Origin of the sequence: Micromonospora sp. NPDC005291 (assembly GCF_040607415.1) — a bacterium.
Lineage (GTDB): Bacteria > Actinomycetota > Actinomycetes > Mycobacteriales > Micromonosporaceae > Micromonospora.
This window is the reverse complement of sequence record NZ_JBEXGR010000007.1, coordinates 64,743-76,662: the sequence shown is the minus strand read 5'-3', so window position 1 is coordinate 76,662 and position 11,920 is coordinate 64,743. Positions and strand designations below refer to the sequence as shown.

Genomic DNA, 11,920 nt, shown 5'->3' with positions numbered 1-11,920 from the left:
CCCGATGGTCATCGGAACCGCCGCCATCCCCGAGGAGTCGCCGAACGGTCAGCCTGACCGTGCCGCGCTGGAGTCCGGTTCGTCCCGGACGCCTGCGTCGTCGCCCGGCTCCACCGGTCGGTGCCCGATGCCCCCACCCTGGATGGGCGGCACCCCTCCGACGGCGGGCGACACGGGTGCCGACACCGGGTGGGCGGCGCCGGGCGCAGAGGCGGCGACCTGCTGATTGGTAAGCCCGGGCGGCAGGGCGTGCTCCTCACCGGGGACGGACGGCGGCCCTGCGGGGCGGCCGATGCCGGGCGGGGTCGGTACGGGCCGAGGCATGGAACCGGCGTGACCGTGCGGCATGGGCACCTTCCCCGGGGCGGGCGGGGCGCACTGCCTGGTCAGCCAGTCCAACCCGCGTCGGCGGGCGACGACGGTGAGCCGGTCGCCCGCGAAGATCACCTGTCGGGGGTCGAGATCCTTCCACCAGATCGTCTTGGCGCCACCCGCCGGAGTGCGGGCGATCAGCCGGACCTGCCCGTCCCGGTTGACCATGCCGAGCGGTCGGCCATCCAGCTCGGAGCCGGCGGCGACCGGCACCTCGGCGACCGGCAGCGCGTGCCGGTCGACCGGAATGGTGGTGATCACCGCGCGTTCGGTGAGCGCCCCGATGAAGGCCGGGGCTGCCAGGTAGGAGACCGACCGGGACACACCGAGGGCGAAGGTCTCCTCCACCCGTTCGGCGAAGTCACCGTCGAAGAACCGCAGCACCACCCGCAGGTCGTCGCGGAGATCGCGGGCAGCGAGCGCCGCCTCCAGGTTGGCCACGTCGTCGGTGGACGCCACCACCAGCGCCTGGCAGTCGGCCACCGACGCGGCGACCAGCGTCTCCGGCAGCGCGGCGTCGCCGACGATCAGCGGCACCTCCAGCTGGCGTGCCAGAGCACCGCCGCGCGGCTCCGGATCCTTGTCGATCGCCACCACCTCGACGTCGTACTCGCGGAGCTGCGCCATCACCCGGGTGCCGACGTTGCCGAGGCCGATCACCACGACGTGCCCGACCCGCGCGGGCTGCACCCGGCCGGTGTGCAGGGCCAGCCGCGCGTTGACGATGCCGTCCACCACGACGGCGGTGATCAGCGGTATCAGCGCCAACCCGGCCAGGTTGAGCACCACCTGCATGATCTGCGCGTCGGCCGCCTTGTCGGTGTCGGGGTCGGCGCCGCTGAGCGTGGTGACCAGCGTCAGGTACAACGCTTCCAACGGGGTGACGTCCTCGGCTCGGGAGATCAGCGCCCCCAGCACCGCGATCAGCGCGAGCACCAGCATCACCGCGACGCCGATCTTGCGGGTGGCGAAGCCACGTACCGCGCGCAGCAGCACCGCGACCGGACGACGTCGCTTGCGGGCCCGGACCAGCCGACGGGCGGCGACCTCGGTGCCCGGTGGCTGCCCGGTCGCCTCGGCGAGCACCAGGTCGGCGCCGGCCTGCTCCAGCGGCAGCAGCTCCACCCTCTGCGCCTCACTGAAGTGCGCCAACGCGCAGACCACGTCCTGCGGTCGGACGTCGGCCCGCCGCGCCACCCGCAGCGTCTTGTCCCGATGTTGAAAGGAACTCGGGTCGACCTCGCCGAGCGCGGCGGCCACGAACGCGGGCGCGGCCATCTCGGCGTCGGAGAGCACCTCGACCGGTGCCTTGAGCAGTTTGCGCACGCCGTCAGCGAGGGTGCCGTTGAACATCCGCAGCACCTGACGGACCCGCTGGTCGACGGCCTGGGCGCAGAGCGCGGCATGCAGGTTGCCGACATCGTCCTGGTGCAGCAGGGCCAGCCCGGCGGCCCCGGCCAGGCCGGCGGCCTCGAAGGTGGCCACGTCCAGGCGATCCGAGCGAACCACCCGAACCCCCCGCAGCCCCGCCACGTCCGGGCCGTTGCTGCGGTAACGCTCGGGCACCACGACGGTCACCCGGGCCCCACCCGCCGGCAACTCGGATTCGAGCATCGCCCGCGCCACGTAGTAGGCGAGCGCGTCCCGCCCACAGATCACGTAGTGCGGGCGCGGATCACCAGCCGACCGGAGCCGCCAGTTCCACTCGACCGCCCGTCGCGCCCGGTCCCGCCACGGCTCCGCCATGCCCGGATCGTAGTCAGGACCATCACGGTGGGCGACCCCGTCCGGATCATTCCCGGCCAGGCATGTCGGCCCGGGCGACGGGTAGAGCAGCGACATGCAGACGTTCCTCCCGTACCCGGACTTCCTGGCCAGCGCCCGCACGCTGGACCAGAAGCGACTGGGCAAGCAGCGGGTGGAGGCCATCCAGGTGCTGCGCGGGCTGACCCGACCCGGGTACGGCTGGCGCAACCACCCGGCGGTGAAGATGTGGGCCGGGTACGAGGAGGCGCTCACCCGCTACGGGCTGGACATGTGCGCGGTCTGGACCGAGCCGGGGCGGGCCGACACCTGCGCCACCACGATGACCGTCGACCTCGCCGCCGCCTGCGGACCGGGCGTCGTGCGTACCCAGATCGAGCTGGCCGGGGCCGGCGAGCTGCCACCCTGGCTGGGCCGCGACGACCTGCACCTGAGCCACCGCTCATCACTGCTGCGCAAGGACCCCGCGCACTACCGCCCCATCTTCGGCGACGACGTTCCGGGAGACCTGGAGTACGTCTGGCCCGACTCCGACCGGACCCGTCGCTGCCTACCAAGCGACTGACCGTTCGGTGCGGCAGACTGGAGACTCTGTCGGCTCGGGAAGGTGCTCATGGCGCTGTCGCAAGTGGTGGGACGGCTCATCGGCGTACGCCAGCACCAGGTGGACCCGGGCGGCGGTGGTGCCGACCGCGTGCCGCGACCGACCGCAGCGGTGGTGGTCGGTGGCGGCATCGCCGGCATGTCGGCGGCGGTGGTGCTGGCCGAGCGTGGTGTGGCGGTCACTGTGCTGGAGGCGGCACCGACGCTCGGCGGTCGACTGGGCGCCTGGCCGGAGGCGCTCGCCGACGGCAGCCAGCAGAACGAGCACGGCTTTCACGCGTTCTTCCGGCAGTACTACAACTGGCGGTCCATCCTGCGCCGGATCGACCCCGACCTGGGCTTCCTCAAGCCCATTCCGGGCTACCCGATCCTGAGCGAGCAGTGGCCGACCGAGGAGTTCGGCAGGCTGCCGCCCGCACCACCGGCGAACCTGCTCGCGCTGCTGCTGCGCAGCCCCAGCCTGCGCCTGGCCGATCTGCGCCTGATGGACCGGGACGCCGCGCTGCCGTTGCTCAGCTACGACCCGGTACGCACCTACGCCGAGCTGGACGACACCACCGCCGACGAGCTGCTGGCGTCGCTGCGGCTGCCGGACCGGGCCCGGGCCATGCTGTTCGAGGTCTTCTCGCACTCGTTCTTCAACCACGAGGCCGAGATGTCGGCCGCCGAGATGGTCGCCCAGTTCCACTTCTACCTGCTCGGCAACCCCGAAGGGCTGGCGTTCGACTGCCCGGACGAGGACTACGCCACCGCGATCTGGGAGCCGCTGACCCGGCACGTGGAGAAGCACGGCGGCCGGGTGCTCACCAGCTCCGCCGCGACCGGGGTGCACCGCGACGCCGACGGCTGGCGGGTGTCGACCGCCGACGGCGGCAGCCATCCGGCGGGCCACGTGGTGCTGGCCGTTGACCCGCCGGCGCTCGCCGCGCTGGTCGGGGCCTCCCCCGACCTGGTCGAGCAGGCACCGGAGCTGGCCGCGCGGATGCCCACCTTCGGCACTCCCGGCCCGCCGTACGCGGTCGCGCGGTACTGGTGTGACGGGGACGTGGCCGCCGAGCGGGCGGTGTTCAACGGCGTGTCCCGGCAGCCCACATTGGACTCGGTGACGCTCTACCACCGACTGGAGAACGAGTCGCGGCGCTGGGCGCGGCAGACCGGCGGGTCGGTCATCGAGCTGCACGCGTACGCCTGCGAGGCGGGGGTGCCGGCCGAGGAGCTGGCCGAGCGGATGCGCCGCGAGCTGGTCGCGCTCTGGCCGGAGGCCGGCGACCTGCGGGTCCGCGAGATGCGGGCGCGGGTGGAGGCGCAGGCACCGGCGTTCACGCCGGGCAGCCACGCCTGGCGACCGGGGGTACGCACCGACGCGCCCGGCCTCTACCTGGCCGGGGACGGGATCGCCACGGACTTCCCGAGCGCCCTGATGGAACGCTCCGCGGCCACCGGCATCATCGCCGCGAACCACATCCTGCGCGCCGAGGGTGGCGCGGCCGAGCCGGTGCGCTCGATCCGGCCGCGCGGGCTGCTGGCCGGTCGAGTTGGACCAAAGCGACAAAACGCCACATAACCATCGGTACGCTGCCGTACGCTCGATTGATCAACCGTCGATCGACCGGGCGGGAGGGCAGCGGGAGATGTCACCACTGCACCGCGCCGGCGCGGAGAACGGCCCTTCGATCGACGAGATCGGCCGCGACGACGCGTACCCGCTGATCCGCGACGAACGCGCCTGCGTCGTCACCGCACTACGGCTCGGCTGGTGGATGGCGGACGCCTACCACCACGGGCAGCACGCGGAGCTCGGCGCTCCGGTCGGGGGCCGCCCCGCCGTACCGCCGGCCAAACTCTCCAACCTCACCGAAATGTCCGCCCATCGGCGGATGCGGATGTACCTCGACGGGGTGGACGTCGCCCTGGCCCAGATCGCCGAACTCACCCGGCACAGCGGGCCGGTGCCCGACACGTCAGCCGCCCGGGCCCTGCTCCCCGACCCGGGCCGACCCGACCCCGCCGACCCGGTGCCGCTGCTGCTCGCCCTCGACGACCTCAACGTGGAGGTACTCCGCTGGGCGATGGCCACCAACCACCGCGTCGGGTTGGCCTACCGGCTGGGCCGATCAGTGGCCGACACCGTCCGAGCCGGCGACGCCGCCCAGTTGCTGAGGCAGTTCGGCGGCCGGCAGATCCAGATCAGCCGGTGGTTGGACGAGTTGGCCAGCGTGCTGCCGCCGTACTCGGCCTCAGTGGTGCGCCGATCGCTGGCCGCCTGGGCGACCGCGGTCGATCGGGCCGGCCACGGCGACCCGACCGGTCCGACGCCCGCCGAACTGAGCCGGGCGCTGCGCGGTCAGGGTGACCTCTGGCGCGATGTGCTCACCGGCGGCCTGCACCCACGCGACCTGCTCGACGAGGAGGACTACGCGGTGATCGCCAGGAATCTGATCATCCGAGACCGGCGACTGGTGGCGCAGGCGGCACGGGGCATCTTCTGGCCGGTGCTCGTACCCCTGCTGTTGGTGCTCTTCGCGGTGGTGGGCGTGAGCGCCGCCGCGGCCGCCGGCTCACCGACCACCCGGGCCACCGTCGCCCTGGTGGGCCTCGGCGCCGGACTGGCCGCGATCTGGCGGTCGGTCTCCGGGCCGGCGCTGGTCGTCGCAGGCGAGGTCAACCGGCCGCTGCTGGACAGCGAACTCACCGCGCGGATGGCCCTGCGGCTGAACCGGCCACTGTCCACCGCCCAGGCCCCGGCGAAAGTCGCCCCTCGCACCCGCCGTCAGCGCCGCGCCGGGGAGGCTGGCCGCTCGAAATACGTTGCCCGCACCTCCCGCATCGACCTACCGTGATCGCGCAAGGTCAACCACACCCGTTGGAGCAGCTCATGACGATGTCGCACGTCACCACCGTGCCCTCGTCGACGCTGCCCGGCGACGGTTGCCGAGCGGAAGGTCCCCGAGCGGGCCGGCCCGACTGACGCGTTCCCGTACGCGCCGAGCCGCCCGTCCGACAGCCGGACCGGGCGGCTCCTCGCTGTCCGGAGCAGTTCGTCCGTCATCGCTCTGAAGGGAGATCCCGGTGGACGCCGTCCTCGTCATCAACGCCGACCTCGGCCCGCTGCACCGGGTCACCGTTCAGCACGCCGTCCGGATGCTCTGCCGCCGGGTGGCCGAGATCCACGAGGCCGAGCCGGACCAGGTGATCGGCGTCTTCCCGATGCCCCGGGTGGTGCGCCTCGTCCGCTACGTGGTCACCCGGTGGCGGTTCAGCGCCGGGCCGGCCTGGTCCCGGGCTGGCGTGCTGCGCCGCGACGAGCGGTGCTGCGCGTACTGCGGCGGCCCGGCGTCGACCATCGACCACATCCTGCCCCGCTCGCGCGGCGGCCGGAACACCTGGAGAAACACCACTGCCGCCTGCTACGGCTGCAACCAGCGCAAGGGCGACCGGACACCGGCGGAGGCGGGCATGCCGCTGCGCCGCGAGCCGGTGAACCCGGGCTGGTCGGCGCTGGCGGGGCGGTGACGGACCGGCCGGCGGGAACGGGGGGCCGTGTCGGGGGGTACGCCCCCGGCGCGGCACCCGCCGGCCCCCCGTCAGGCGGCGCGCTCCTTGACCTTCGGTTTCGGGCGGCCGTTGGCGCAGTGCACCCGGATCTCGCTGCGGTGCTCGGCGGAGGTCAGCTCAACCTGGATCCGTTTCGCCGGGCCCGGGTCGTACGCCGCCGCCTCGTATCCGGGTGCGAGTGTCACCGCGAGCACCTCGGCCGACGCCCCGAGGCAGCGGACGGTGACCGTCCCGCCGAGAGCGTCCACCGGCATCCCGCCGGAAGGAGTGGGCGTCGGCGCGACCCCGCTCGGGGTCGGTCCTGGGATGGTGGCAGTCGGGCCCGGGGCAGCCGTCCCGCCCGGACCGGTCGGGGGGCCGGTCCGGGTTTTGGACGCAGTTTTCCTGGCCGACGGGACGGCGGACGGTCGGGGGTCGACCGCGGCGGTCGGCTCATCGTTGCGTGGCATCCCCACCGCCGTGGTGCCCGGGCCGATGCCGGTCGATGGCGTGTCCTGCCCCGGCCGACGATTGCTCGAGTCGCCGAGCGACCCGGCCATCGCCACCACGGCGATCACCACGCCGGAGACCGCCAGCATGACCCGCTGCCGAAGCCGCGACCAGCGCCCGGAGTTATCGGTACCGCTTGTCGGCTCCGCCGGATCGACGGTCGCGGTGTCCGTCTGCTCGACGGCGCATGGTGCCGGTCCGGCCGCAACGGCAGCCGGACCGGGGGCGGTTCCGCCGACGACGGCCACTGCGGTGGAGGCGACGAGCAGGATGCGGGCCGCCTCGACGGCCGGTGGCCGGTCGGCGGGGTCGCGGGCCAGGCACCAGCGGTAGAGCCGTTGCACCTCGGGCGGCACGCCGTCGATCTGGGGCAGTGGGTCCGGCTCGACACGCGTGTCCGCGCGGAGCATCCCGGTCTGCCCCTCGGCATGCCACGGCAGCCGGCCAGTGAGCACCCGGCGCAGCAGCAGGCCAAGGGCGTACACGTCGCACGCTGGCAGCACCTCGCCGGCCTGTAGTCGTTCCGGGGCGAGATAGGCCGGCGTCCCCAGCAGCCGCCCCTCGAAGTCGATCTCCGACTCGCCGGCTGCCGCCGCGATGCCGAAGTCGAGCACCTTGGCGCCGGTGGGTGTGAGCATCACGTTGCCCGGCTTGATGTCGCGGTGGACCAACTCCTGGGCGTGTGCGGCGGCGAGGGCGGAGGCCACCTCGGCGCAGACCCGCAGACCCGCGCGGGGCGGCAGCGGCCCGGCCGTCAGCCGTTGTTCGAGGGTGTGGCCGTCGAGCAGCTCCATCACCACGAACGGGACCTGGTTGTTGTCGACCGGGGACTCGCCGAAGTCGTAGACGCTCGTCACGTGTGGGTGCGACAGCCGGGCCGCCGCCTTGGCCTCGCCCCGGATCCGCTGTCGGGCGTTGGCATCCGAGGTGACGAGCACCTTCACCGCGACGTCCCGTTCGAGCACTTCGTCGTACGCCCGGTGCACCGTCGACATGCCGCCACTGCCGAGACGCTCCAGGAGCCGGTAGCGGCCCGCAAGCAACTGATCACGCTGCACGACTGACAGCCTGCCGTACCGACCGGCAACGGGCCAGCCCGGATCGAGGTGTTGCGATGGGTGAAACGGAGGCCCTTACCGCCCGGTCGGGTCGGGATGATCGCGCAGGTACGCCTCAGCCCGGTGCACTTCCCAGAAGACCAGCGGAACCCCCACAGCGCCCACCGCAGCCATCAGACCGCCGAGCACCGCCCAGACCGAGGCGAACTGCTGGAGCGCTTGACCGACGACCCACATCGCTGTCCCGGCCAGCACCACAGCCTGCCACCGCTGCCCGGCAAGTTGCCGGGCGGTGTGCCACAGCAGGGACAGGTCTTCACCGGCCTCGGGGATGCCGCGTCGCACCTGCCGACCCAGACGCCAGCGATGCGACCAGCTCAAGGTCACGAGCGGCGAGTTCCGAAGGGCACCGATCTGGCCCGTACCTGCCGCCCAGAGGGCCGTGGTAGCCGCGATGAGCAGTCCCAGAATCCTCAGGACAGCTCCGAGGTTGCTGGCCCAGCTCGGCGGGACACCGCCGAAGGCGCTCGTATGGTGACCAACCATCACGACACCGACCGCGAGCGCGCCGACCACAGCGGGCAACAGCACGACGAGGAGAAGCAGACGGAGGCGGCGTGATCCCCGCTCGGTCCCGTCCGGATCCGCTGCTGTCGCGTCCATAGTGGTCCCCCGATCACCGTGTGGAGCGGGGACTACCCATCGACGACGACGACTAAAACGTCAGTCGTTGGTCGGTGGCTGCCAGGCGAAGCGGGGCGTACGCCGCTCGGTCATCGCCGCGACCCCCTCCCGGGCCTCGCCGGTGGTCGCCACCTTCCGGTGCCACCAGGCGATCCGCGCGGGCCCGGCACGGTCGTCGATGATCTCCTTGGCGGCGGCGACGCTCAACGGTGACCGCAGGGCGATCGTCGTGGTCAGTTCGTCCACCCGCTCGGCGAGCCGGTCGGCCGGCAGCACCTCGTCGACCAGGCCGACCCGCAGGGCGCGCTCGGCGTCGATCAGCTCGGCGGTGAAGAGTAGATGCTTGGCGGCGGACGGGCCGACCAGCCGGGCCAGCCGGCGGGTCGTCGGTGCCGGATAGACCAGACCGAGCCGAGCCGGCGGTACGCCGAACCGGGCATCCTCCGCAGCGATGCGCAGGTCGCAGGCGACCGCGAGCTGAGCACCGCCTCCCACACAGGCGCCTCGGATGGCGGCGACGGTCGGTTTGGCGAAGCTGGCCAGCCGTTCCTCGGCGGCCACCGCGATGCTGGCGTCGCCGGCGTCCAACAGCTCGGCCAGGTCGCCGAGGTCGGCACCAGCGCAGAAGGCGTCGCCCGCGCCGGTGAGCACCAACGCCCGTACGCCCGGGTCGGGCTCCACCCGGTCGAGCAGTTCGGGGAGCTGACGCCACATGGCGGCGGTCATCGCATTGCGTCGGGCCCGGTTGTGGATCACCACGGTCGCGACCGGCCCGGTCACCTCGACCGTCAACTCCGCGTCCGACACGTCCGCCCCTTTCCGCGCCACCTGTCCGACGCCGCCGATCTGGCCCGCCGGCAGCGTGCGCCGGTGCGGCGACCATAACGGCGCGGACCCGGCGACCACCGTCGAGGGGTGGCCGCCGGGTCCTCTCGGCGATCGGTCAGGTCAGGAGACGGTGAGCGCCGTGTCGTCGACCACGAAGGACGTCTGCAACGAGGAGTCCTCGGTGCCGGTGAACTTCAGGCTGACGGTCTGACCGGCGTACGCGGCCAGGGAGAAGGACTTCTGGCTGTAGCCGGTGGCCTTGTTCAGGTTCGAGTAGGTCGCCAGCGTGGCCAGCACGGTCCCGCCCGAGTTGAGCACCTGCACGCTGAGCTTGTCGTACGCGACGCTGGTGGTGGTCTCGGCGGAGTCGATGTGCAACCAGAAGTTGAGCGCGTACGACGCGCAGCCGGCCGGCAGGCTCACCGACTGGGCGAGCGTCTCGGTGCGGGTGCTGCCGTACCCGTTCATCCACGCCTTGTACGACCCGGTGCGGGCCGCCTGGCTGCTGGAGTTGGTGATCACGCCGGAGCTGGCCGTCCAGCCGGTCGCGCCGGACTCGAAGCCCGGGTTGGCCAGCTTCTGACCGGGCGCGGTGCAGCCGCCACCGGAGCCGTTCACGGTCAACCGGTACGTGGCGCTACGGGTGACCGCACCCGCACCGTTCACGGTGACCGTGTAGGTGCCCGGCGCGGTGCTCGCCGAGGTGCTGATGGTGAGGGTGGACGAGCCGCCCGAGGTCACCGAGGCGGGGCTGAACGCGGCGCTCGCCCCGCTGGGCAGGCCCGACGCGGAGAACGTCACGGTCTGCGCCGTACCGCTGGTGGTGGCGGTCGCCACGGTGGTGGAGGCCGAGCTGCCCGGGTTCACCGAGCCGGCGGTCGGCGAGAGCGACACGGAGAAGTCGTTGCCGGTCGAGCAGGTCGAGTCACTGCCGGCCACGTTCACCGCGGTCCAGGCGGACTGCACGGCCTTGTACTCGGTGGAGCAGCTGCCGTACAGGTCGGTGGCCGCCCGCAGGCTGTAGGCGCGGGCGGTGTTCGCCGGGTTGCTGGTGTTGACGTACGACGTGTTGGAGGTGAAGTAGACGTCCAGCGCCCGGTACCAGATCTTCTCGGCCTTGGCCCGGCCGATGCCGGTCACCGCGGGGGCGGAACCGCAGACCGGTGAGGTGCCGTACGCGGTGGCGCCGGTGCCCTCGGCGAGGTTGAAGTAGAAGTGGTTCGCAACGCCGGACGAGTAGTGCACGTCCTTGTTCTTCGTGCTGGTGGACCAGCAACTGTCGGACGAGCCGTCCAGCGACGGGTTGTACATGTAACGCAGCGGCGTACCGTTGCCATTGATGTTGATCTTCTCACCGACCTGGTAGTCGCCCGGGTCGCTCGGCGCGGCGGAGTAGAACTCCACCATGTTGCCGAAGATGTCGCTGGTGGCCTCGTTGAGGCCGCCGGATTCGCCGGAGTAGACCAGGCCGGCCAGCGCCTCGGTGACACCGTGGCTCATCTCGTGCCCAGCCACGTCCAGCGAGACGAGGGGGCGGGAGTTGCCGGAGCCGTCACCGTAGGTCATCTGGGCGCCGTCCCAGAAGGCGTTGACGTAGTTGTTGCCGTAGTGCACCCGGCTCGGCACGCCGGTGCCGTTGCCGAAGATGCCGTTACGGCCGTGCGTGTTCTTGAAGTAGTCGAACGTCTTCGCCGCGCCGAAGTGAGCGTCCACGCCGGCGGACTGCCGGTTGGAGTTCGCTCCGGTGCCCCACGCGTTGTCGGCGTCGGTGAAGGTGGTGCAGGACGAGGTGCCGTTGTTCATGTCGCAGGTACGGCCGTTGCCGTGCGACGGATCGATCATCTGGTACGTGCTGCCGGAGAGCGTCGTGTCGATGCTGACCGCGCCGGTGTAAATGCCCTGGCCGCTGCCGACCACCGACTCGATCTCGTCGTACGACCCGACGGCCGCACCGGTGGTGGCGTCGCTGATCACGTGCAACCGGGACGGGGTCTGCCCGTCGGGCTGCCAGCCACTGACCACGGTCTCCCAGGCCAGCCGGCCCTGGCCGGAGCTGGCGTCGACGAACAACTCCGGGGCGCCCACCGCCTCGACCGTGCCGGTGAACCCTGCGCGGGCGGCCTTCTTCGCCGCTGCGGAGGCGACCTTGGCCGTGGTGCCGAGGGTCAGCGGTGCGGCCAGACCGACCGAACTGCCGGCGTAGGTGCCACTCGGCGTGGCGTGGATGACGAAGTCGCCGCCGTACACCCGCAGTCCTTGATAGGTCCGGGTGTAGCGGGTGTGCGTGGCGCCGGTGGCGTCCACCTTGGTGCTTCGCACCTGGTAGGCCTCTGCGCTCGAACCCTGGACGGCGCCGGGGTTCGCTTGCAGGACGGTCGCCGCCACGGCCGCGGCGGAGGCATCCGGCGCGGGGGCGGTGGGCGGAGCCGCATGCGCCGAGGTGGCGACGCAGGCCAGCAGGCCGCTTGTGAGCAGCGCTGCGCTGACAGCGGCGAGGGGTCGTTTCACGTGCCCTCCAGAAAGGAGAAAGAGTGTGACAGGGGTAGTCACGCATGTAGATATAGCTA

At 72.1% G+C, this 11,920-nt stretch carries 9 protein-coding genes; 4 read left to right on the top strand and 5 right to left on the bottom strand.

Annotated features, from left to right (window positions below; all coding sequences use genetic code 11):
* Nucleotides 1–48: 48 nt before the first annotated feature.
* The gene (locus ABZT18_RS12640; RefSeq protein ID WP_355251321.1) at nucleotides 49–2,118 is read right to left on the bottom strand and encodes an NAD-binding protein; all 2,070 of its coding nucleotides are present in this window, start codon (nucleotides 2,116–2,118) and stop codon (nucleotides 49–51) included.
* A 94-nt stretch (nucleotides 2,119–2,212) separates the two neighbouring features.
* Here ABZT18_RS12640 and ABZT18_RS12635 point away from each other — a divergent pair, with 94 nt between their 5' ends.
* From ABZT18_RS12635 to ABZT18_RS12620, 4 genes are all read left to right on the top strand, one after another.
* Nucleotides 2,213–2,701, top strand: a complete 489-nt coding sequence (locus tag ABZT18_RS12635; protein ID WP_354994510.1) for an MSMEG_6728 family protein — start codon at nucleotides 2,213–2,215, stop codon at nucleotides 2,699–2,701.
* A gap of 48 nt (nucleotides 2,702–2,749) precedes the next feature.
* On the top strand, nucleotides 2,750–4,303 hold the full coding sequence (locus ABZT18_RS12630) for an FAD-dependent oxidoreductase (RefSeq protein ID WP_355251318.1): 1,554 nt from the start codon (nucleotides 2,750–2,752) through the stop codon (nucleotides 4,301–4,303).
* A 67-nt stretch (nucleotides 4,304–4,370) separates the two neighbouring features.
* Nucleotides 4,371–5,579: a hypothetical protein gene (locus ABZT18_RS12625; protein WP_354994512.1), complete on the top strand. Its 1,209-nt coding sequence runs from the start codon at nucleotides 4,371–4,373 to the stop codon at nucleotides 5,577–5,579.
* A gap of 229 nt (nucleotides 5,580–5,808) precedes the next feature.
* Nucleotides 5,809–6,252, top strand: a complete 444-nt coding sequence (locus ABZT18_RS12620; protein ID WP_354994513.1) for an HNH endonuclease — start codon at nucleotides 5,809–5,811, stop codon at nucleotides 6,250–6,252.
* Nucleotides 6,253–6,323: 71 nt separating this feature from the next.
* Here ABZT18_RS12620 and ABZT18_RS12615 read toward each other — a convergent pair whose 3' ends face one another.
* The 4 genes from ABZT18_RS12615 to ABZT18_RS12600 form a co-directional block, all read right to left on the bottom strand.
* Nucleotides 6,324–7,841, bottom strand: a complete 1,518-nt coding sequence (locus tag ABZT18_RS12615; protein WP_354994514.1) for a serine/threonine-protein kinase — start codon at nucleotides 7,839–7,841, stop codon at nucleotides 6,324–6,326.
* Between the two features lie 75 nt (nucleotides 7,842–7,916).
* The gene (locus ABZT18_RS12610; protein ID WP_354994515.1) at nucleotides 7,917–8,186 is read right to left on the bottom strand and encodes a hypothetical protein; all 270 of its coding nucleotides are present in this window, start codon (nucleotides 8,184–8,186) and stop codon (nucleotides 7,917–7,919) included.
* A 378-nt stretch (nucleotides 8,187–8,564) separates the two neighbouring features.
* Nucleotides 8,565–9,332 carry an enoyl-CoA hydratase/isomerase family protein gene (locus tag ABZT18_RS12605; RefSeq protein WP_354994516.1) on the bottom strand — a complete coding sequence of 256 codons (768 nt, stop codon included), beginning with the start codon at nucleotides 9,330–9,332 and terminating at the stop codon, nucleotides 8,565–8,567.
* A gap of 141 nt (nucleotides 9,333–9,473) precedes the next feature.
* Nucleotides 9,474–11,861 (bottom strand): M4 family metallopeptidase, encoded by a 2,388-nt coding sequence (locus tag ABZT18_RS12600; RefSeq protein WP_354994517.1) that lies wholly within the window; start codon nucleotides 11,859–11,861, stop codon nucleotides 9,474–9,476.
* Nucleotides 11,862–11,920: the final 59 nt, after the last annotated feature.

What these genes read in the sequence shown, in the direction of transcription:
- ABZT18_RS12640 (WP_355251321.1), bottom strand. Translation starts at nt 2,118, where the DNA reads ATGGCGGAGCCGTGGCGGGACCGGGCGCGACGGGCGGTCGAGTGGAAC.
- ABZT18_RS12635 (WP_354994510.1), top strand. Translation starts at nt 2,213, where the DNA reads ATGCAGACGTTCCTCCCGTACCCGGACTTCCTGGCCAGCGCCCGCACG.
- ABZT18_RS12630 (WP_355251318.1), top strand. Translation starts at nt 2,750, where the DNA reads ATGGCGCTGTCGCAAGTGGTGGGACGGCTCATCGGCGTACGCCAGCAC.
- ABZT18_RS12625 (WP_354994512.1), top strand. Translation starts at nt 4,371, where the DNA reads ATGTCACCACTGCACCGCGCCGGCGCGGAGAACGGCCCTTCGATCGAC.